This window comes from Pseudomonas sp. PDM17 (genome assembly GCF_014851985.1).
Lineage (GTDB): Bacteria > Pseudomonadota > Gammaproteobacteria > Pseudomonadales > Pseudomonadaceae > Pseudomonas.
The window spans coordinates 76357-97502 of the sequence record NZ_JACVAT010000002.1; the positions used below are offsets into that span (position 1 = coordinate 76357).

At 66.6% G+C, this 21146-nt stretch carries 21 protein-coding genes; 13 read left to right on the plus strand and 8 right to left on the minus strand.

The genetic code is table 11. The features are described from left to right. Nucleotides 1–2 precede the first annotated feature (2 nt). Genes IB256_RS06205 through IB256_RS06215 form a run of 3 tightly spaced genes read left to right on the plus strand, consistent with a single transcriptional unit; the run spans nucleotide 3 to nucleotide 2751 of the window. Nucleotides 3–383 carry a hypothetical protein gene (locus IB256_RS06205; protein WP_192401695.1) on the plus strand — a complete coding sequence of 127 codons (381 nt, stop codon included), beginning with the start codon at nucleotides 3–5 and terminating at the stop codon, nucleotides 381–383. A 30-nt stretch (nucleotides 384–413) separates the two neighbouring features. After that, the gene (locus tag IB256_RS06210; RefSeq protein WP_192401697.1) at nucleotides 414–1487 is read left to right on the plus strand and encodes an amidohydrolase family protein; all 1074 of its coding nucleotides are present in this window, start codon (nucleotides 414–416) and stop codon (nucleotides 1485–1487) included. 34 nt (nucleotides 1488–1521) lie between these two features. After that, entirely contained in the window at nucleotides 1522–2751 is a 1230-nt protein-coding gene (locus tag IB256_RS06215) for an NADH:flavin oxidoreductase/NADH oxidase family protein (protein ID WP_192295146.1), read from the plus strand. A gap of 7 nt (nucleotides 2752–2758) precedes the next feature. Here IB256_RS06215 and IB256_RS06220 read toward each other — a convergent pair whose 3' ends face one another. Then, nucleotides 2759–3406 carry a TetR/AcrR family transcriptional regulator gene (locus tag IB256_RS06220; RefSeq protein ID WP_192401699.1) on the minus strand — a complete coding sequence of 216 codons (648 nt, stop codon included), beginning with the start codon at nucleotides 3404–3406 and terminating at the stop codon, nucleotides 2759–2761. Between the two features lie 64 nt (nucleotides 3407–3470). Next, nucleotides 3471–5051 (minus strand): bifunctional 3-(3-hydroxy-phenyl)propionate/3-hydroxycinnamic acid hydroxylase, encoded by a 1581-nt coding sequence (locus IB256_RS06225; RefSeq protein ID WP_192401701.1) that lies wholly within the window; start codon nucleotides 5049–5051, stop codon nucleotides 3471–3473. Here IB256_RS06225 and IB256_RS06230 point away from each other — a divergent pair. Then, on the plus strand, nucleotides 5046–5249 hold the full coding sequence (locus IB256_RS06230; RefSeq protein ID WP_192401703.1) for a hypothetical protein: 204 nt from the start codon (nucleotides 5046–5048) through the stop codon (nucleotides 5247–5249). The two genes, IB256_RS06225 and IB256_RS06230, sit on opposite strands and share 6 nt — an antisense overlap. Nucleotides 5250–5314: 65 nt before the next feature. Further along, entirely contained in the window at nucleotides 5315–6076 is a 762-nt protein-coding gene (locus IB256_RS06235) for a DUF599 domain-containing protein (RefSeq protein WP_045207986.1), read from the plus strand. 66 nt (nucleotides 6077–6142) lie between these two features. Here IB256_RS06235 and IB256_RS06240 read toward each other — a convergent pair whose 3' ends face one another. Next, nucleotides 6143–6364, minus strand: a complete 222-nt coding sequence (locus tag IB256_RS06240; protein ID WP_138216606.1) for a hypothetical protein — start codon at nucleotides 6362–6364, stop codon at nucleotides 6143–6145. Between the two features lie 161 nt (nucleotides 6365–6525). Here IB256_RS06240 and IB256_RS06245 point away from each other — a divergent pair, with 161 nt between their 5' ends. From IB256_RS06245 to IB256_RS06280, 8 genes are all read left to right on the plus strand, one after another. After that, the gene (locus IB256_RS06245) at nucleotides 6526–6999 is read left to right on the plus strand and encodes a PaaI family thioesterase (RefSeq protein ID WP_081516717.1); all 474 of its coding nucleotides are present in this window, start codon (nucleotides 6526–6528) and stop codon (nucleotides 6997–6999) included. Then, nucleotides 6996–7442: a PaaI family thioesterase gene (locus tag IB256_RS06250; RefSeq protein ID WP_081516718.1), complete on the plus strand. Its 447-nt coding sequence runs from the start codon at nucleotides 6996–6998 to the stop codon at nucleotides 7440–7442. Before IB256_RS06245 ends, IB256_RS06250 begins: the two co-directional genes overlap by 4 nt. Further along, complete coding sequence (locus IB256_RS06255) at nucleotides 7443–8687, plus strand: MFS transporter (RefSeq protein ID WP_192401705.1); 1245 nt, start codon at nucleotides 7443–7445, stop codon at nucleotides 8685–8687. Nucleotides 8688–8817: 130 nt separating this feature from the next. Then, a complete protein-coding gene (gene htpG / locus IB256_RS06260) occupies nucleotides 8818–10716 on the plus strand; it encodes a molecular chaperone HtpG (protein ID WP_192401707.1) in 1899 nt (632 codons plus the stop codon). Nucleotides 10717–10889: 173 nt separating this feature from the next. After that, a complete protein-coding gene (locus tag IB256_RS06265) occupies nucleotides 10890–11960 on the plus strand; it encodes an SMI1/KNR4 family protein (RefSeq protein WP_192401709.1) in 1071 nt (356 codons plus the stop codon). Between the two features lie 2 nt (nucleotides 11961–11962). Then, on the plus strand, nucleotides 11963–13153 hold the full coding sequence (locus IB256_RS06270) for a DUF4303 domain-containing protein (RefSeq protein WP_192295154.1): 1191 nt from the start codon (nucleotides 11963–11965) through the stop codon (nucleotides 13151–13153). Nucleotides 13154–13211: 58 nt separating this feature from the next. Beyond that, entirely contained in the window at nucleotides 13212–13703 is a 492-nt protein-coding gene (locus IB256_RS06275; RefSeq protein WP_192295155.1) for a YfbM family protein, read from the plus strand. A 141-nt stretch (nucleotides 13704–13844) separates the two neighbouring features. After that, nucleotides 13845–14576 (plus strand): dienelactone hydrolase family protein, encoded by a 732-nt coding sequence (locus IB256_RS06280; protein WP_192401711.1) that lies wholly within the window; start codon nucleotides 13845–13847, stop codon nucleotides 14574–14576. A 41-nt stretch (nucleotides 14577–14617) separates the two neighbouring features. On the opposite strand, the gene IB256_RS06285 is transcribed toward IB256_RS06280, so the two are convergent. The 5 genes from IB256_RS06285 to IB256_RS06305 all read right to left on the minus strand — a co-directional run bounded on the left by IB256_RS06285 (nucleotide 14618) and on the right by IB256_RS06305 (nucleotide 21060). After that, the gene (locus IB256_RS06285) at nucleotides 14618–15898 is read right to left on the minus strand and encodes a cytochrome c (RefSeq protein WP_192401713.1); all 1281 of its coding nucleotides are present in this window, start codon (nucleotides 15896–15898) and stop codon (nucleotides 14618–14620) included. Next, complete coding sequence (locus IB256_RS06290; protein WP_192401715.1) at nucleotides 15895–18132, minus strand: xanthine dehydrogenase family protein molybdopterin-binding subunit; 2238 nt, start codon at nucleotides 18130–18132, stop codon at nucleotides 15895–15897. Before IB256_RS06290 ends, IB256_RS06285 begins: the two co-directional genes overlap by 4 nt. Next, nucleotides 18129–18620: a (2Fe-2S)-binding protein gene (locus tag IB256_RS06295; protein WP_192295159.1), complete on the minus strand. Its 492-nt coding sequence runs from the start codon at nucleotides 18618–18620 to the stop codon at nucleotides 18129–18131. Before IB256_RS06295 ends, IB256_RS06290 begins: the two co-directional genes overlap by 4 nt. A gap of 173 nt (nucleotides 18621–18793) precedes the next feature. After that, a complete protein-coding gene (gene fucP / locus IB256_RS06300; protein WP_192295160.1) occupies nucleotides 18794–20047 on the minus strand; it encodes an L-fucose:H+ symporter permease in 1254 nt (417 codons plus the stop codon). A 146-nt stretch (nucleotides 20048–20193) separates the two neighbouring features. After that, nucleotides 20194–21060, minus strand: a complete 867-nt coding sequence (locus IB256_RS06305; RefSeq protein ID WP_192401717.1) for a pirin family protein — start codon at nucleotides 21058–21060, stop codon at nucleotides 20194–20196. Between the last annotated feature and the right edge of the window lie 86 nt (nucleotides 21061–21146).

The window sequence follows — 21146 nt, forward strand, 5'->3', positions numbered from 1 at the left end:
CCATGAGCCTGTTCATCGATTCGCTGAAACTGCGCCTGCTCCTGCTGGCGTCCATCCCACTGCTGCGCGGGGCCGAACGCCGCTCGGCGCGCCTGCGCGAGCTGCTCCACGAGGACTCGTTCGTGCTGCAGATTCGCACCGGTGATGGCGTCGGCGGTTATTACCAACTGCGCGGCGGAGTGCTCAGCCTGCACCGTGGCGAGCACCGCAGGCCGGACTTCATCCAGCACTGGCAACGCAGCGCGGACGCGCTGCGGGTGATGCTCAGCCGCGACGAGACCGACATGCTGCGCGCCGTCGAAGGCGGGCAGTGCCAGTTGCAGGGGCGCTTCGCGGTGGCCCTGTGGTTCAACGAAGCCATGAAGATCGCCCGGGCTGCCTAGCCCCTCACGGATCACACAAGGACAACAAGAATGACGATCCAACAAGGTCGAATCGACGTGCACCATCACATCATCCCGCCGGCCTTCGTCGAGGTCATGGCGAAAAAAGGCCTGGACATGGTCGCCGGCGCGCCGCTGCCGAAATGGACGCCGCAGAAGTCCATCGAGGTGATGGACCTCAACGGCATCCAGACCGCCATTACCTCGCTGTCGGCGCCGGGCGTGCATTTCGGCGGAGGAGTGGAGCAGGCCCGCGAGCTGGCGATGCGCTGCAACGACTTCGCCGCGCAGATGCGGGCCGATCATCCGGGGCGCTTCGGCAACTTCGCCGTGCTGCCCACTCCCTTCACCGAAGCCGCCTGTCGCGAGGCCATCCGCGCACTGGACGAGCTGAAGGCCGAAGGCGTGGTGCTGCTGGGCAGCACCGATGGGGTGTTCCTTGGCGACGAGCGTTTCGACGAGCTGATGGCCGAGCTGGACCGCCGCGCGGCCATCGTCTTCGTCCACCCGAACATGCACGAAAGCAGCGAGAAGCTGAGCATAGCCGCGCCGGGTTTCCTCGTCGAGTTCCTCTGCGACACCACCCGTGCGGCAGTGAACCTGATCCTCACCGGCACCCTGGAGAAGTACCCGCGCATCCGCTGGATCCTCGCCCACGGTGGCGGCTTCCTGCCCTACGTGGCCTGGCGCGTGTCCCTTGCCAATGCCCTGCCGCAGTTCCAGGACAAGGCCCCGCAGGGGGTGATGACCTACCTCAAGCGCTTCTACTTCGACACCGCGCTGTCGCCGTCGCGCTACTCCATGGCGGCGCTCAAGGAGCTGGTGGAGCCCTCGCAGATTCTCTTCGGCAGCGACTTCCCCTTCGCGCCGGCGCCGGTCACCACCCTGACCTGCCAGACCCTGGAGCAGAACACCCTGTGGTCGGATGCGCAGCGCTACGGGATCAATCGGGGGCACGCGCTGAGCCTGTTCCCGCAGTACCGTGATGCCCGCGAGCAGGTGGTGGCGGCGCCGATCTACAGCGGCGAGTCGTTCGCCAGCCGGATCAAGCGCAGTCTCACCCGTCCGCTGGGCGCCTACGTCGAGCGGGTGCGCAGCCGTTGAGCCAGGTCCGAGTGATTAACGGAGAAGCGATCCCATGAGCACCCTGTTCGAACCGTTGCGCCTGCCCAACGGGCAGGTGATCCGCAACCGCATCGCCAAGGCGGCGATGGAAGAAAACCTCGCCGATGCCGACCACGCGCCTGGCGAAACGCTGCTGCGCCTTTACCAGCGGTGGGCCGAAGGCGGGGCCGGGCTGATCATCACCGGCAACGTGATGGTCGATCGCCGCGCGCTGACCGGCCCGGCAGGAGTAGTGCTGGAGAATGACCGCCTGCTACCGCGTTTTCGTCGCTGGGCCGAGGTCTGTCGCAGCCAGGGCGCGCAGGCCTGGATGCAGATCAACCATCCGGGCCGCCAACTGATGGCCGACCTTGGCCAGCAAGCCCTAGGGCCATCGGCTATCGCCGTGGACATTCCCGGTTTGAAGGGCGTCTTCGCGCAGCCGCGTGCCTTGTCCGGCGCGGAGATCGACGGGCTGATCCAGCGCTACCTGAACGCCGCGCTGCTGGCCGAGAGGGCCGGGTTCACTGGCGTGCAGGTACATGCCGCGCATGGCTACCTGTTCAGCCAGTTCCTCTCTCCGCTGAGCAATCAGCGCAAGGACGACTGGGGCGGTAGCCTGGAGAACCGCGCGCGCATCCTGTTGCGCACGGTGGAGGCGATCCGCGAGCGGGTGGCTCCGGAATTCTGCGTGGCGGTGAAGCTCAACTCCGCCGATTTCCAGCGCGGCGGTTTCGAGGCGCGGGACGCCGAGGCCGTGGTGCATCTGCTCAACGAGCGCGGCGTGGACCTGGTCGAGCTGTCCGGCGGCAGCTACGAAAGCCCGGCGATGCAGGGGCAGACTCGCGACGGCAGCACACTGGCGCGGGAGGCCTACTTCCTCGAGTTCGCCGAGCGTATCGCCGCGACGGCACGCATGCCGCTGATGGTCACCGGCGGCATTCGCCGCTGCGAGGTCGCCGAACGCGCACTGCAGGGGCCGGTGGCGATGGTGGGGATGGCCACGGCCCTGGCAGTCGATCCCACGCTGCCACGGCGCTGGCAGGCCGGCGAGGGTGCACAGGTCGAGCCGATAGTCGTGGCGTGGAAGAACAAGGCCTTCGCCGCCGTGGCGACCCAGTCGGTGGTGAAGAAGCAACTGACGCTGCTCAGCCAGGGCCGCCCGACCAATCCGCGTACCTCGCCACTGCTGGCGCTGATCGGCAACCAGCTGAAGCTGCGCAAGCTGTCGCGCCGCTACCGGCGCTGGGTCGCTCAGGCCTGAGGCGCGTTCAGTCGCCCTGCGGCAAGGGCAGGGCGGCTAGCTTCGCCGCCCTGGCGGGAGTGGCGCCGAGAGCGCGCAGGACCATCTCGCCGAGCAGGATGTCCTGGCCCTCCGGCGCCCGGCCCTCGAGGCTGGCGCGGATGGCTCCGGTGGCGCAGGCAAGCACCAGGTCCAGGGCGACATCTTCGTTCGCGTAGTTGAAGACGCCTTCGGCCTGCCCGCCGCGCAGGTCGTCGCGAACATGGTTGGCCAGCGTCGAATGCATGGCCTGGTCATAGTGGATCACCCGCAGTAGCGCGCTGGCCCATTGCGGGTCGGCCTGTGCGTGCAGGACGAACATGCGCACGCCGATGGCCAGTCGCCGGGCACCGCTGGAAATGCCGGCGCTGAGCTGGGTGATGGTCTCGGAGAAGTCGCCGGCCAGCGAGATGCCCACGGCCTCGGCCAGCTCCTCGCGGGTCTTGAAGTAGTTGTAGATGGTGCCGGTGGAGACCTGCGCCTCGGCGGCCAGGTCCTGGAACACCGTGGCCGCGATGTCCTGCCGGGCGAACACCCGCAGCGCCGCATCGAGCAGTCCCTGGCGGGTGCGGGCGCGCTTCTTGTGGCCGCGGGTGAGCGGTTCGCTGTGGTCTTCGCGGGGCTGGCGGTCGGTCATGGCGATCATTCGTCTGCGGGGCTGCCGCGATGATACGGGATGCCCATGGCCAACCGGTACCCGCTCATGCCCGCAGCAGCGCCTGGCAATGGCGCAGCAACTCGGCGGCCTGCTCGGGCCGGCCCTGATGCATGATGATGCGGTCCGGGCGCACCACCACCAGCGCCGGATCAGGCCAGGGCGCGAGCAGTGATCCGTCGAGGGTTTCGGCGAGATCCACGCGGCTGTCGTCGCGGGCATGGACGATCTGCAGGAAGCTGCCTCCCAGTTCCAGCCATTGCTGCTGTTGCGCAGCGTCGAGCCACTGGCGCGGGTCGGTGCCCAGGCCGACCAGTTGCAGGCGATCGCCCAGCAACTGGTCGCTCAGGCAGATGCGTCCGGCGTTGCGCACCCAGCCCTGGGGGAACAGCCCGCCGCTGACCAGTCGTGCCTGCCGCGGGCTGCGCACGAACAGGCCGCGGCGGAAGCGGTGCTTGGGCTTGATGTCCAGCTCCTCGAAGTGCCGCCGTGCCGCCGGGATCAGCCGCAGTGCCTTCATCAGGCCGTGGATCAGGGCGGCGGCCAGGGCATTGCCGGGCATGACCAGGCGACCCATGAGCTTGGCCAGGTCGATCATCTCCCGCGCGTGGGGCTGGCGCTCCTGATCGTAGCTGTCGAGTATCCGCGGCGAGGCGCGTTCCTGGAGTACCCAGGAGAGCTTCCAGGCCAGGTTGGCCACGTCGCGCAAGCCGGCCACCAGCCCCTGGCCGACGAAGGGCGGAGTGATGTGCGCGGCATCGCCGACGAGGAACACCCGACCCTGCTGGAAGCGTTCGCAGCAGCGGGCGTGGAAGCGATAGACCGCCTGGCGCTCGATGGTCAGGTGCTGCGGCTCGATCCAGGGCGCCAGCAGGCTGCGGATGCGCTCCTGGTCTTCCATTTCGTCGCGGGTTTCCCCGGGGCGGAGCATGAACTCCCAGCGCTCGCGGCCGCCGGGGGCGGGCATGTGCGGTGTCGGCCGGCGGTGGTCGCAGAGGAATTCGACGTGGTCGATGGCCTTTCCCTGGCGTGAGCCGGCATCGACGATCAGCCAGTCCTCGGAATAGCTCTGGCCGTTGAATTCCTGGCCGATCGACCCGCGTACCCGCGAGCTTGCGCCGTCCGCGCCGACCAAATAGCGGCAACGTACGTGGTGCTCCACGCCGGCTCCGTCAAGCAAGGTGGCGCTGACGCCGCAGTCGTTCTGGGTGAACTCCTGCAGTTCCAGGCCTCCCCGGCAGCGCAGGTTCTCGTAGTGCCGGGCCTGTCGGCGCATCGCCTGTTCGAGGTCCGGTTGGTAGAAGGTCACCAGTTTGTGGTGGCCGTCGATGCGGCCGCTGGTGTTGGCCTGGCCGAACTGGCCGACGATGGGGCAGTGCATCTTCACCTGGGGGATGACCACGGTTTCGAACGCGTCTTCCTCCAGCCCGGCGAGCTGGAGGATGCGCAGCGCTTCATTGTCCAGGGCGATGGCGCGCGGCATGGGCAGGATGTCATGGGCCTTGTCGATCACCAGGGCGTCCACGCCATAACGGCCGAGCAGGGCAGCCAGCGTCGCGCCGACCGGGCCATTGCCGATCACCAGGACATCGACCGATTCGGGAAGGAGCTCATTGTTGTTATGCATTGGGAGATCCGCAGCCAGAAGTGGGCCCGGATTCTTGCTGATCCGGGTGAGGCGGAATCTAACAAAAATGATAAATTCGTCAATATTGGTTTTTTAGTAAGAAATTCTTCCAGCTTGACCGGGGCCCTGGACAGGCATGTTGATGGCGGGGCGCAGCGGAGGAGGGTGTTGCCCTGGGCAGCAGAAATCGTGTCTTGAGGGTAGGATCTGGCGTCTATCGGCTGCGTACTGACTTCATCCCGTCTCGAATCGCAAGGACATCCATGACCGACGTCGTCGACCTGTTCGACATCCAGTATTTCTGGAACCTGCTTGCCATCCTCTGGTTCCTCTTCTGCTGGATCGGCTACACCCGCTACGCCAAGACCAAAGCCCGTGACACCGCGTGCCTGGCCAGCGTGCTGCACCTCTACCGCCAGGACTGGATGCGCCGCGTGCTGCTGCGCGACAACCGCGTGGCGGACGCCAGCGTGATCGGCAACCTGGAGCGCAACGCCTCGTTCTTCGCCTCCAGCACCCTGATCATCCTGGCCGGCATCCTTACCCTGCTGGGCTCCGCCGAGCGCACGATCTCCGTGCTGGCCGACCTGCCTTTCGTCACGGCGCCGACCCGCGGGCTGTCGGAGCTGAAGCTGCTGTGCCTGGCGGTGGTGTTCGTCTACGCCTTCTTCACCTTCAGCTGGTGCATGCGCCAGTACAACTTCGCGGCGGTGCTGATCGGCTCCGCGCCCATGGTGGGGGAGCGCAACGTCGGCGAGCTCGAGCGCAAGTCCTTCGCCGAACGGGCGGCGCGCGTGGTGTCGCTGGCGGCGCACCAGTTCAACCAGGGGCTGCGGACCTATTACTTTGCCCTGGCGATGTTGGCCTGGTTCATCAACCCGTGGATCTTCATGCTGGTGACGGCGGGGGTGGTGGGCGTGCTGTACCAGCGCGAATTCCACTCCAGCGTGCTCCACGTGATGGTTTACACGCCGACGCTGCAGGGTGACGCGCCACGGGACAATGACATTCCCCCCAGCGGCTGACTGGCAAACGACAGAAACGACAAGGCCCGCATAGTGCGGGCCTTGTTTTGTGCGGCAAAAGCGCTGTTACTGCTGCTTCTGCTCGCCGGCGGGCTCCTGCGGCGCGGTGGCCGGGGCAGCCGGAGCAGCCGGGGCGGCTTCAGGTGCCGGCGGGGTGGTCGGCGCCGGAGTTGCCGGCTGCTCGGTCGCGGCGGGTGCGGCCGGCGCTTTCGGCTCTTCTTTCTTGTCGCAGGCGGCAAGGCCGAGACCGGCAACGATCAGCAGAGCGAAGGGAAGGGTTTTTTTCATGCGGAGCCTCCATGTGCGGCTTTCCTGGTGTTAGCCCTTTGAACAGAGGTTGTGTGAATTAGTTCAACGAATATTCCGCAGGCCCTGTAATCCATCACTGCAGGAGTGACAACGCACGGGGTATGATGCGGCCCCGTGCAGTCAATCGGTCGACCCCTCCCATGTCCGAAAACCCACTCCTGGAGCGCGCCCAGCGCTTCCTGTCGGCGCTGCGCCACTGCCAGTTGCTGGGCATCAGCGCGCACGCGGCGGACGCTTCCGGCCTGACCCTGCGGCTTCCCTACAGCGAGGCCATCGTCGGCAATCCGGAGACTGGCGTGATCCACGGCGGCGCCATCACCACGCTGATGGACACCACCTGCGGCATTTCCACCGTCTGTGTGCTGCCACAGTTCGAGATATGCCCGACCCTGGACCTGCGCATCGACTACATGCACCCGGCGCAGCCGCACAAGGACGTCTACGGGTTCGCCGAATGCTACCGGGTCACCCCGAACATCATCTTTACCCGCGGCTACGCCTACCAGGACGATCCCTCGGAGCCCATCGCCCATGTGGTCGGCACCTTCATGCGCATGGGCAAGGCGGTTTCCGCCGGCGCCGTGAAGCGTGACGTCGAGGGAGGCCAGGGATGAGCGCGGTGAACATCGAGGCGATGGTGCGCGCGGCGCACGAGAGCAAGAACTACGATCCGCTGCTGGACATGATTCCCTACGCCAGGCTGCTGGGCATCCGCTGCCTGCGCCTGGGCGACGACGCGATCTTCCACCTGCCGGCCAACCCGGACAACATCGGCAACCCGACGCTGCCGGCCCTGCATGGCGGGGTGATCGCCGGCTTCATGGAGCAATCGGCGCTGCTGCACCTGCTGATGTTCATGGGCATCCCGCACATGCCCAAGATCATCGACTTCTCCATCGATTACCTGCGCGCCGGGCACTTCCGCGATACCTACGCCCAGTGCCAGGTCTGGCGCCAGGGCCGGCGCGTGGCCAACGTCGCCATCACCGCCTGGCAGACCACCCGCACCGAGCCCATCGCCACCGCCCGCGCGCACTTCAAGGTCGACGGCGCCTGAATGGACACGCTGCTGATCCTGCTCGGCCTGCTGCTGACCCTCGCCGGGTACGTCTGGCTCATCGCCCGCGCCTTCGAGCGCAGCCTGTTCTGGGGGCTTGCCAGCCTGTTGCCGCCGCTGGCGCTGCTGTTCGTCCTGATTCACTGGCGCCATGCGCGCAGTGCTGTCGCCCTCGGTGGGCTGGGCTGCATTCCGCTGGTGGTCGGCCTGACCCTGCTGGCCAGCCACGACAGCGCGCGCCTGGAGGCCATTCTGCGCCTCGAATGGCTCAAGCCTGAACCGGTCGTGCAGCCTGAACTGGCCATCGACCTGCGTGGCGAGCTCAACGGCAAGCCGTTCGTGCCCGAGCAGGCCGAGTTCATCGACGGCGTGCTCAGCCTGCGCGAAGGGCAGGATTTCTATGCCCATCGCGAAGTCCAGGTGCGCCTGGCGGCGCCGGTCAGCGGCCCGCTCCGGCTGGATGTGCTGCCCGACGACAAGGGCAGCCTGCCGGAAATCGAAGTCAGCTGGCTCGCGCCGGGCCAGGACCTGCCCGAGGCGGTGCGCCTGCAACGCGGCTACAGCCTGCACCTGGACCTGACGCCCAAGGCCCCCAACCGCATGGAAGGCGTCTTCCACCTGGTGCTGCCGGCCCAGATGCAGACCACGCTGTCGGGCAACATCGAGGTCTTCACCGACCGCCTGCGCTACCGCGATGGCGAGGTGGATACCCGCTTCGACTCCCGCGACACCCTGCGCTATGTAGTGCAGGACTACCTGCAGCGCCGCTTCGCCCGGGGTGACGTCGCCATCAGCCGGATGCCGACGCTGGATACCCAGCGGGCTTCCCAGGAGGTCCCGCTGACCGTCGAGATGGACGGGCAGACGCAAGACCTGCAGGTGAAGCTGGAGAAGAATCCGACGCGCGGCTGGGGTGTGCGCGGCGACCACTATCCGCGATTGAAGGCGGCAAGCGTCTCCGTGGTACCCGCTCAGGCTCCTGCTCCTGCCACAGTCAGCAGCTCGGCGCCAGCGGCGATGGAAAGCGGCCGCCTGACCCTGGAGCGCTTGCTGGTCGCTCCCCAGCGCTACGTCAACCGCAGCATGCGCGTGACCACCGAGCGCGGGCGTACCGCCGAGGGCGTCTTCGTCGGCCTGAATGCCGACGGCCGTGTTGTCATCCGTCGGGTCATCGAGGGGCCGGGCGAGGCCAGCTACACGCTGCGCCCCAGCGAAATCACCGATATCGAGTTGCCGGCGCACTGACCGTCCGCCGGCGCTCTGCCGTCGATGTGCCGACGTTTTTTCGCCAACCCCTTGAATTGGTTCGGGAAGCCCCCATCTCGCTGACATCGGCCGCATGACGCGGCATTTGTCATCCTCGGAGCGAGAAACAATGAGCGCGGAGACTCAAAAAGAAACACTGGGCTTCCAGACCGAAGTGAAGCAACTGCTTCACCTGATGATTCATTCCCTGTATTCGAACAAGGAAATCTTCCTTCGAGAACTGATTTCCAACGCCTCCGACGCCGCCGACAAGCTGCGTTTCGAAGCCCTGGCCAAGCCCGAGCTGCTCGAAGGCGGCGCCGAGCTGAAGATCCGTGTGAGCTTCGACAAGGACGCCAAGACCGTCACCCTCGAAGACAACGGCATCGGCATGAGCCGCGAGGAAGTCATCGCGCACCTGGGCACTATCGCCAAGTCCGGCACCGCCGACTTCCTGAAGAACCTCTCGGGTGACCAGAAGAAGGATTCCCACCTGATCGGCCAGTTCGGTGTGGGCTTCTACAGCGCCTTCATCGTTGCCGACAAGGTGGACGTGTTCACCCGCCGCGCCGGTGCCCCGGCCAGCGAGGGCGTCCACTGGTCGTCGAAAGGCGAGGGCGAGTTCGATGTGGCGAGCATCGACAAGACCGAACGTGGCACCCGCATTGTCCTGCACCTCAAGGACGGCGAAGACGAGTTCGCCGACGGCTGGCGCCTGCGCAACATCGTCAAGAAGTACTCCGACCACATCGCGTTGCCCATCGAGCTGCCGAAAGAGGCCGCTGGCGAAGACGCCCCGGCTGAGACCGAGTGGGAAGTGGTCAACCGCGCCAGCGCCCTCTGGACCCGTCCGCGCACCGAGGTGAAGGACGACGAATACCAGGAGTTCTACAAGCACATCGCCCATGACTTCGAGAACCCGCTGACCTGGAGCCACAACAAGGTCGAGGGCAAGCTCGAGTACACCTCGCTGCTCTACGTCCCGGCCCGCGCGCCGTTCGACCTTTACCACCGCGAGGCCCCGCGCGGCCTGAAGCTGTATGTGCAGCGCGTGTTCATCATGGACCAGGCCGACCAGTTCCTGCCGCTGTACCTGCGCTTCATCAAGGGTGTGGTGGACTCCAACGACCTGTCGCTGAACGTCTCCCGCGAGATCCTGCAGTCCGGCCCGATCGTCGACTCGATGAAGTCCGCGCTGACCAAGCGCTCCCTGGACATGCTGGAGAAGCTGGCGAGCAACGACGCCGAAGCCTACAAGGGCTTCTGGAAGAACTTCGGCCAGGTGCTGAAGGAAGGCCCTGCCGAGGATTTCGCCAACAAGGACAAGATCGCCGGCCTGCTGCGATTCTCTTCCACCAGCGACGAGAGCGGCGAGCAGAGCGTTTCCCTGGCCGACTACATCGGTCGCGTGAAGGAAGGCCAGGACAAGATCTACTACCTCACCGGCGAGAGCTTCGCCCAGGTGAAGAACAGCCCGCACCTGGAAGTCTTCCGCAAGAAAGGCATCGAAGTGCTGCTGCTCACCGACCGCATCGACGAGTGGCTGATGAGCTACCTGCCGGAGTTCGATGGCAAGCAGTTGGTCGATGTCGCCCGTGGCGACCTGGACCTGGGCAGCCTGGACTCCGACGAGGACAAGAAGGCACAGGAAGAGATCGCCAAGGCCAAAGAGGGCCTGGCCGAGCGTCTGAAAGCCGCGCTGGGCGATGAAGTCGCCGAGGTGCGCGTATCCCATCGCCTGACCGATTCGCCGGCGATCCTCGCCATCGGCGAACAGGACCTGGGCCTGCAGATGCGCCAGATTCTCGAGGCCAGCGGGCAGAAGGTGCCGGAAGCCAAGCCGATCTTCGAGTTCAACCCGGCCCACCCGCTGATCGAGAAGCTCGACGCGGAAGCTGACGAAGACCGCTTCGGCGAGCTGACCCACATCCTCTTCGACCAGGCCGCCCTGGCCGCGGGGGACAGCCTGAAGGACCCGGCCGCCTACGTGCGCCGCCTGAACAAGCTGTTGGTGGAGCTTTCCGCCTAACCCTCTGCGAGGGTTGAAACAGACGCCACGATTTCAGTGCTGGAATCGTGGCGTTTTTCATTGCGCAGGACTGTCAAAGACCGCTGCAAGGATATGCCGACGCAGGCCATCAAGCGCTCGGCAAGCTGACTCGGCGCCAACACGAAATGCTGCGCCCCCCAAGGGAGAATGGAATGACGCAACCTGTCGCAAGAACTACCGGGGCCTTCGAAGGCTTCGATCTTGAAGGCTTCTGGGACGATGGCGACTACTCGCTCAGCCACTACACCGAGCCAGCCCCCAGCGACGAACTGATTGGGCAGATCGAGGCGGAGTGCGGCTATCGCTTGCCGGATGCCTACGTGGAGCTGGCGCGCCTGCGCAATGGTGGTGCTGTCGAGCGCTGCTGCTACCCGATGAATGAACCGACCGGCTGGGCCGAGGATCACATCGCGATCACTGGCCTCTACGCCATCGGGCGCAGCGCTGCGTATTCGCTGTGCGGTGATCTCGGCTCGGCCTTCATGCGCGCCGAGTGGGGCTATCCCGACATCGGTATCGGTATCGCCAATACTCCCAGCGCCGGGCACGAGATGATCATGCTCGACTACCGCCAGTGCGGGCCGCAGGGGGAGCCACGGGTGGTGCATGTCGATCAGGAAGCCGACTATGCAATTACCGAGGTCGCACCGGACTTCGCGACCTTCATTCGCGGGTTGGTCAGCGAGGATGAGTTCAACGACGACGCGGAAACCCTCGAAGCCGACCTCGCCACGGTGCAGCGCGGCACGCTGTCGCCCCTCCTGAGCCGCGCGCTGGAAGCAGCGGCGGCCGAGCTGCCCGATGGCGAGCTGCGCATCCGCCGCCTGGCCGAACGGATCGTCCGCGCCAAGGGCTTTTTCGCCCTGCATGCCGACGCGGATTCGCATTTGATGTACGACGCGATGTTCTGGCTGTTCTCCCATCTCAAGCTCGCCGAGTCGTATGAAGACTTCCATGACTGCTCCCGGGAGCAGAGCGACTACCGGCGCCCCTGCTACACCCTGATGCTGACCACCAGCTATGTGGCCGACCCCTACGGATTCTGCACCGGCGGCTATGCCCCTGGCTTCCTCAGTGACTGGTGGGATGCACGGCTCGCCGCCGGCAGCATCGTTGACGTCGAGGGTGGCTACCGCTTCGCGGCGGACTACGCGGCCGGGTTGGTTCGTACCCTGGTGGCTATAGACGAACCGTCAGGACAGTTCAGCGCCAGCGGAGAGTAAGGATGCCCCCGAAGCAGAAGTTCGACTGGAAGGCCCTGGAAAACGTCGCCGTGGACCATATGGTGAATGCAGTGCGCAAGATTCGCCGTGACCATCCGGACGAGACCGTCTACGGCGCGATGTTCCACGAGTTCTACGGCGACGGCTCGGTGCTCTATTGGCCGATGGTGACGGTCGCTACGGAAGAGGTCCTGGCCCAGGTGGCCGCAGACTACGACGACGATGGCGAGGACCTGCGCTGGTCCGGCCCGGACCTGAGCCAGCACGCCGAGGATCATGGCTTCGAGCCGGGCGACGAGCAGGATCAATGGGCGACGCAGTGTGCCGAGTTCGCGCAAGCCACGGCCAAGGGCAGCTTCAGCGCCTGGGAGGCGGTCTATGACCGCTTCCTGCACTGTTTCCCCCGTGCGGCCAAGCGGGCCCGTGCTCAGTTGCTCAAGGAGGGTCTGGTCGACAGGCACTTCATCGCCGTTGCCACCGATGAAGCGGGCGACCTGGTGCCGCTCAGCCTGACCCGCGCGCAGTTGCTGCGGCACTTCCCTATGTACGACGAGGCCGAGCGCGAACGTGCGCGCATCGCGGCGTTGCCGCTTGTGGAGCAGGTCGCCGACGTGGTGCCGCAAGCCGTGCGGGCGGTTGCGCCCGGACCGCTGCTCGGCGAGTACGACGCCCTCGTCCGCGCCCTGGGCGAAGCCGCCGTACCGGCGCTGCTCGACGTCGTCGCCGGGCGTAGTGCCGGCGAAGCGTGGCAGGCGAGCATGCTGCTGGCCGAGATCAACCACTCGACGCCCGACGTCATCAGCACGCTGGAAACCGCCCTGTGCAGCGAGGCTTCCAGTGAAAGCGAGCGTGCCTGGGCCGCCTCAGCCCTGGCACGGCTCGACCGCATGGACCTGATTGCCGCGTATCTGAACGGCTTGCCCGCCGAAGTGGCCGCGCGTGGGCTCAGCGCTCCCTACCGCTCCTTCCGCGATCGTGGCAAGCACCAGCCCCTGGACTACCGCCCGCTCGAAGCGGTGCTGGAGCAACACCCGGCTATTGCGCCAGCAGTCGCCGAGGCTTTGGCGCCTGGCTGTGGCTTCTGCACGCTGCGAGCCGACGAAGTGGTGGCGGCGCAACGGGGGCTGACCTCGAAGTGGGCCTTCATCCGCGAGCATGCCCGCGATGTGCTGGAGGAGTTCGAACAGCAGTGATGCTCGCCAGACCAACGCGACAAGCCCTGGAACTTCAACGCACACGGGAAGAATCAACATGGGAATCCAGGCCGTCTATCTGAGCGTGGATGACGCCGCGCTCAAGCGCCTCGGCGAAGCGCCGGCTGAAGAGTTGCTCGATCTGGCCGAAGCGCTCGAGAAAGCAGACTGCCCGCAAGTCGGGCTGGACAAGCTGTGGGATGGCCTGCACTTCCTGCTCACCGGCGTGTCGGCCAGTTCGCCGATCGAAGGCAACCCGCTCAGCGAGGCGGTGGTCGGTGTGCAGGTCTTCGATTGCGAGGATTTCATTGCCTGCACAAGAAGTGAGGAACTGCCGGCTATCGTCGCTGCGCTCGATACGGTGTCGATCGATGAGGCGCTGGCCGCCGCCGATTTCGCCAGGTTCCGCAAGGCCAAACTCTACCCGAAGATCTGGACGGACGATCCTGTGCAGCTAAAGACTGAACTCGAAGCAGCCTTCCGGGAACTGCGCGACTTCTATCATGTCTGCGCCACTGAGCAGCGACATGTGCTCGTCAGCATCTACTGAAGGGCGGACGCAGCAGAGGCCTTGCACTGTGCCTTCTGCTGCTGCTTGCCCTGAAACAATCACCCACCGAACCCGAGATAGTCGAGTAGGCTTGTTCCCGGTTCGATAGGCATCCCCGGCATTTACCAGAGGACTACCCCGATGAGTCAGATCAGCGTGCAACCCGTCGCCTACAGCGTCGATGGCCAGGCCTTCGAAGGCCAGTTGGTATTCGATGCTTCCAGCACCGTGCCACGTCCCGGCCTGCTGATGGCGCCGAACTGGATGGGCGTCAGCCAGGGCGCCCTGGACACCGCACGCAAGGTCGCCGAGCGCGGCTACGTGGTGCTGGTGGCCGACCTCTATGGCAAGGATGTACGTCCCAACGGTCCGGACCAGGCCCTCGCCGCCATGATGCCGCTGAAGAACGACCGCTCGCTGCTGCGCCAACGCATGCAGGGCTCGCTCAAGGCGCTGCTGGAACAGGCCGGCAAGGCACCGCTGGACACCGCGAAGCTGGCCACCTTCGGCTTCTGCTTCGGCGGCTGCTGCTCCCTGGAACTGGCCCGCGATGGCGCTCCGGTGGCCGCCGCCGTCTCCTTCCACGGCACCCTGGACACGCCGAACCCGGCGGACGCGAAGAACATCAAGGGCGCGGTGCTGGTCCTCGACGGCGCCATCGACCCGCTGGTGCCGCGCGAGCAGCTGGGCGAGTTTGCCAGGGAAATGACCGCCGCCAATGTCGACTGGGCCCTGACCAGCTACGGCGGCGCCGCGCACTCCTTCACCGACCCGCACGCGCAGGTACCGGGCAAGATGCAGTACGACGCCAAGGTGGCGCGTCGCGCCTTCGCTGCGATGTTCGACCTGCTGGACGAACGCTTCGGCGCCTGACCGGATCGGGGGAGGGCGTCGCGCCGCCCCCCCTGCCGGATTCAACGCAGCTTGGCCACCTTGAACTCCAGGTCCGGCCAGGCTGGCAGGCCGGCGAAGTCCTCTCGCAGATAGCGCGCCAGCGCGATGATCTGCTCATTGTTGAGGCTGTTGCGGAAGGCCGGCATGTAGCCCAGCTCCGGCCGCGCCGGGTGGCCGATGCCGTCCAGGATCACCCGCAGCAGATTGTCCGGCGTGGCCGCATGCAGGTTGTTGCTCACCGCCAGCGATGGCCGCACGCCATTGAGTTTCGGGTTGTCGCCGTCATGGTGGCAGACCATGCAGGCGCCATTGAATATCCGACCACCGCTGCCACTGACGGGCTGCAGCGTGCCGTAGGTGCGCTGCTCCAGTTCGACGGCCCGTTGCTCCGGCGAGACGTCGCCGGTTTGCTCCGGGAGGAAGGTCGCAAGATAGCGCGCCATGGCCTGCAGGTCCGCGTCCGGTTGCTGCGTGAGCCCGGCGGCCACTGGCGCCATCGGGCCGGCGGCGGCTCCGTGGTAGCGCGAGAAACCGTTGCGCAAGTAGTCGTACAGCGTCGCCTGGGTCCACGGGATGGCGGGTTTGCTGCCACCGTTGAGCGGCGGAGCCTGCCAGCCGTCCACCGTTGCGCCGGCGAAGCGATCTTTGCCGGTGCGCTCGGCGCCCAGCGCGTTGCGTGGCGTGTGACAGGCGCTGCAATGACCCAGCCCTTCCACCAGATAGGCGCCACGATTCCACGCGGCATCGCGATGCGGCTGCGGCTGGAAGACGCCCTTGTCGAAGAACAGGAAGTTCCAGCCCGCCATGATCCGGCGCTGGTTGTAGGGGAAGGGCAGGCGGTCGTCCGGCGTATCCGCTACGACGGTCGGGCGGGTCATCAGGTAGGCGTACAGGTCGCGCAGGTCTTCGTCTCCGACACGGGTGAACGCGGTATAGGGGAAGGCCGGGTAGAGGTAGTCGCCCTCGCGCGAAATGCCTTCGCGCATCGCCCGCTTGAAGGCTTCGAAGGACCAGACGCCGATACCGGTCTCGCGATCCGGAGTGAGGTTGGAGGTGTAGAGCGTGCCGAAGGGCGTCACCATGGCGCGACCGCCGGTCAGTGGCGCGCCGCCGTCACGGGTGTGGCACACCGCGCAGTCGCCGAGCGCAGCCAACTGCTGCCCGCGGGCGATGGCTTCGGCGCTGAAGCTTTGGGCAGCCGGCGGGTCGATCGGAGCGATGCTCGGTTTCCCGGTGGCGATCATTCCCGTCGCGACGAGTGCGGCCAGCCCGCCGATAATGGCCAGAGAGGTCTTGTTCATGACGCTTGTTTCTCCTGCAGCGCGGCGCGAACCCGCTCGGGCGTGAACGGTGGACGGGTGAATCGCACGCCGGTGGCGTCGTACAGGGCATTGGCGATGGCTGCGGCGCTGGGCACCGAGGTGGACTCGCCGGCCCCCAGCGGCGGGGTGCCGGGGCGGTCGAGCAGGAGCGCGGTGATCTTCGGCACCTGTGGGAACCCGAGGATCGGATAGCCGCCCCATTCCAGGCTGGTGACCCCGCTGCGGTCGAAGGTCGAGTACTCCATCAGTGCCCGGCTGGTCGCCTGGATCACGTTGCCGTGGACCTGATGGCGCACGCCGTCGGGGTTGACCATCTGCCCGCAGTCCTGCGCGACGTGGACGTCGGTCACGCGGACGGCGCCAGTGTGCGGTTCGACCTCGACGTCGACGATCCAGGCGGCCCAGGCCGAACCGAACCCCGGGAAGTCGCTGTGGAAGTACCGCGCATAGGCGAAGCCGCGGCCGACCAGCAGATTGCCCTGGCGCGCCTGCGGGTTGGGTGAGGCGCGCGGCTGCCAGTGGGCGGAAGCTGCCAGTGCCCTGATCAGCGTGACCGCGCGCTCATCGTGCAGGTAGCGCAGGCGGAACTCGATGGGGTCGGCGCCGGCCATCTGTGCCAGTTCGTCGATATAGGACTCGTGGGCGAAGACGTTGGGCAATGCCGACACCCCGCGCATCCACGACGCCCGGACAATGGGCGCGGCGTCGTTGCAGACCACGCGCATGTGCGGGTAGGCGTACTGCGGCACGGCAGTGCGGTCGCCCATCCGCGTCACCTGGGGCTTGGCGTCCACCTTCGAGGTGAGCAGCAGCGCGAGGTTGATGCCGTTGTTGGAGGGGTAGCAGGTGGCGAAGTCGTAGGCGGCCACGTTGCCGTCCTTGTCCAGCCCGCCACGGACTTCGATCAGCTGCGCCGAGCCCTTGGGTTCCCAGCCGTGTTCCTGTTCGCGCATCAATTGCACACGCACCGGGCGGCCAACAGCCAGGGCGAGCAGGGCGGCGTCGGCGGACACGTCATCGGCGCAGTTGCGCCCGTAGCAGCCGGAGGCTTCCATCCTGATGACTTCGACCTGCTCGGGTTGCATGCCCAGCAGCGTTATCAGGTCGGCGCGCAGGTCGTGGGGATTCTGACTGCCGGACCAGACCTTCATCACGCCATCCTCGGGGTTTGCCAACGCACAGGACGGGCCGATGGAAGCGTGCTGCTGGTAGGGCCAGACGTAGGTGCGCTGCAGCGGACGGTCGACCTGCCTGAGCACGGCATCCATCTGCGCGTCGTCCTGCAGCATGCGTGGCTGCTTGGGGTGCTCGCGGAGGGTCTTTTCCAGGTCGTCGAGGCCTAGCGGCGGCAGGTCGCTCCAGCTTTTCCAGCGGACCTTCAGCGCCCGAGCGATGCGGATCGCCTGCTCTTCGCGCTCGGCCACCACGCCGATGAAGTCCCCGATCACCACCAGGCGGACGAAGCCGGGCAACCGGGCCACGGATTGCTCATCGACTTCCAGCCGGCTCCGGCCCAGGGGCGCGTTAACGTCAGCCCCGGTGTAGGGCGGGCGCACCACGCGGCCGTGGAACATTCCCGGCAGGCGCATGTCGTGCACGTAGGTCAGCCCCCCGGTGACCTTGGCCGGGATATCCAGGCGCGGTACCGAATGGCCGACCACCCGGTATTCGCTGTGTGCTTTGAGCGGCGCGCTGGCGTCGATCTTCAGCTCGAAGCGCTGCCCTTGCAGCAGCTCGCCATAGCCGATACGGCGCGCCGGTTTGCGTTTGACGAAGATGGCGCCGTCAGCGCAGTCGAGCTGCCGGATGTCGGTCCTCAGGACCTGTGCCGCGCGTTGCATCAGGAATTCCCGCGCTTCGGCCGCCGCGCGCCGCAGGGGAATGGCGCTGACCTGGAGGCTCGAGCTGGCGATGGTCGGCCCCTGGTCGGGGGTGTAGCGCGTATCGCCCAGCAGCAGGGTCACCTGATGGATATCGACATTCAGCTCCTCCGCGACGATCTGGCTCAGGGCAGTGCGGATGCCGGTGCCCAGGTCGACATGGCCGCAGGCCGCGGTGATGGTGCCGTTGGCGGCGATGGCGATGAAGCTGTCGACCTGATCGAGCGGCAGCGTGGCGTCAGTGCCCTGTGCGAGCGACAGGCGTGGCAGCTGGACGCTGACCAGCAGCACGCCGCCGGCCTTGAGGAAGTTGCGGCGGCTGAGCGGGGTCATGCGGGGCTCCCCTGTCCGTCGTCACCGCTGCGGCCGGCGGCCCTTCTCACGGCGTTGAGGATTTCAACATGGGTGCCGCAGCGGCACAGGTTGTAGGCCAGTTCCTGACGAATCTCTTCGTCGCTGGGCTTGGGATTGCGCTCGAGCAGGGCGGCGCTGGTCATGACCATGCCGTTGGTGCAGTAACCGCACTGCGCGGCTTGCTCGTCGATGAAGGCCTGCTGCACCGGATGCGGGGCTTCCAGCGTGCCGAGGCCTTCCAGGGTGGTGACCTGGCGCCCCAGGGCTGCGGAGACTGGCGTGATGCAGGAGCGGGTGGCGACGCCATCGAGGTGCACGGTGCAGGCGCCGCACTCGCCCAGGCCGCAGCCGAACTTGGGACCGTTGAGCTGCAGGTCGTTGCGCAGGACGTACAGCAGGGGCGTATCGGCTGCCACAGCGAGTGGCCAGGACTGGCCGTTGACGACCAGCGAGAGGGGATCAGCCATGGGGTGGGCTCCTTCCTGAGAGTGTCATGCCCGACACCTGGCGTCGGCCGGGCGTAGGGAAAAGGAAGGAAGTCTTCGGGAGCAGCCTGACGCCAGCTAGGGCGCGCAGGCCGAAAGGGCTGTAGGAATCAGGTGATAGGGGCGCAGGTACTGCGCCCCGTCAGGGATCAGCGTCAGGCGTTGCCGGCGGGAGCCGTGGAGGCCTGGTCGGCGCGATAGCCGCGTGCGCCGAACCAGACGATGTACAGGTAGCACACCAGCGGTACGGCGAAGGAAGGCAGCAGGCCGATACGGTCGGCGAAGAAGGCTTGCACCAGCGGCATCACGGCGCCGCCGACGATGGCCATGCAGAGCAGGCCGGAGCCCTTGCTGGTGAGGTTGCCCAGGCCTTCCAGAGCGAGGGAGAAGATGGTCGGGAACATGATCGAGTTGAACAGGCCGATCAGGATCAGCGCCCACATCGCCACGTGCCCGCCGATGCTCAGCGCGATGACGATCAGCACGGCGATGGCCACGGCGTTGAAGGCCAGCAGGCGGTTCGGCGCGATGGCGCGCATCAGTGCGCTGCCGATGAAGCGGCCGACCATGGCACCACCCCAGTAGAACGACAGGTACTTGCCGGCCTGGTCCGCCGGCAGCCCGGCGATATCCGGCTGGCCCATCAGGCTGACCAGGTAGCTGCCGATGGACACCTCGGCACCGACATAACAGAAGATCGCGATGACCCCGAAGACCAGGTGGCGGTGGGCGAAGATCGACTGGCGCCCGGCCACGCCGTCGGTGGGCTCGCCGTGGTGGATCTTTGGCAGGCGGAACAGGGCGATCAGCACGGCGATGGCGAACAGCAGGCCGGCCAGCACCAGGTAGGGGGTCTTCACCGAGTCCGCTTCGCTGGCGGCGGAGTTGCCGATCTGCGAGGCGGCGCCGGCGCCGATGGCGAGAATGGTCACCGACCCCACCAGCGGACCGACCGTGGTGCCCAGCGAGTTGAAGGCCTGGGTCAGGTTCAGCCGGCTGGCGGCGGTGGCCGCCGGACCAAGTATGTTCACGTAGGGGTTGGCCGCGACCTGCAGCAGGGTGATGCCCGAGGCGAGGATGAACAGCGCGGCGAGGAAGAACGGGTAGGACTGCGCGCCGGCCGCCGGGTAGAACAGCAGGCAGCCGATACCGGCGGTGGCCAGGCCGACGATGATGCCGCTCTTGTAGCCGACCTTCTCCACCAGTCGCCCGGCGGGGAAGGACATGATGAAGTAGGCGCCGAAGAAGCAGAACTGCACCAGCGAGGCCTCAACGTAGGACAGGGTGAAGACTGCCTTGAGGTGCGGTACGAGGATGTCGTTCAGCGAAGTGATCAGGCCCCACATGAAGAACAGCAGGGTCAGCACGGTGAGGGCGCTGGTGTGGCGGTTGGCGGTCGACTGGTCCATCACGGACTCCTTGGGCCAGAAGTAGCGGGCTTGCCGTCGGCAAGGGTTCGGGGCGCGCGATGGTGCGGCAAGCCGCTGCGCAAGTCCTCAGGCATTCGCCGGTTTCGACTGCGTGGCGGCGATTTCTGATCGGCGTCTCTGTACGACTAGCGCGGCAGTTCGATGCGTTCCTGCTCGCCCGGCACCGTCGGCCAGTCACGGGCGGCCCAGCGGGCGCGGGCGCTGTCGATCAGATCGGGGTCGCTGGCGACGAAGTTCCAGTTCATCCGCCGGGGCCCGTCCAGCGCGTCGCCACCGATCATCACGGCGTGGCAGTCGCCACAGGCGGAGAGGGTGAAGGTTGCTCCCTCGGGCAGAACCACCAGTTGGTGCAACGGCAGCGATTCATCGTCCAGCAGCGCTTCGCCTTCGATCAGGTATAGCGCGCGCTCGGGGTGTTCGTCGGGGATCGCCAGGGTGGCACCGGCGGACAACTGCAGGTCGGCATAGAGCGTCTTCGAACGCACCGGCACCGGCGACTCCAGGCAGAAGCCGGAGCCGGCGATCATGCGGATGCGCACGCCCAGGCTGTCGCTTTCCGGCAGGCTGGCGGCCGCGTGGTGGCTGTAGCTGGGCTCGCAGCCTTCCAGCTCCCGAGGCAGGGCCAGCCAGACCTGCAGGCCGTGCAGGCGCGAGCCGCTGTGCAGCAGGTTGGCCGGGGTCCGCTCGACATGGGCGACGCCGCACCCGGCGGTCATCCAGCTGACGTCGCCAGGCAGCACGAGCTGGTCCGAGCCGAGGCTGTCCTTGTGCTGTACCTGGCCTTCGAACAGGTAGGTGAGGGTGGACAGGCCGATGTGCGGGTGCTGGCGGATGTCCATGCCGTGCTCCGGCGCAAAGCTGCTTTCGAGCATGTGGTCGAAGAACACGAAGGGCCCGACACTGCGGCGCTGGGCCGAGGGCAGGGGCCGCAGGATAGGCACGCCCTCGACGTCTTCGGCGCGCGGGCGGATGGCTAGCAGGCTGTCGCTCATGGTGGTGTCCAGTGGTCCGATCCACGCATGATAGACGCTTGGCGCCGCACCGACCCGCGCGGCGTCAAGCTGTCATCAGGCTGTCA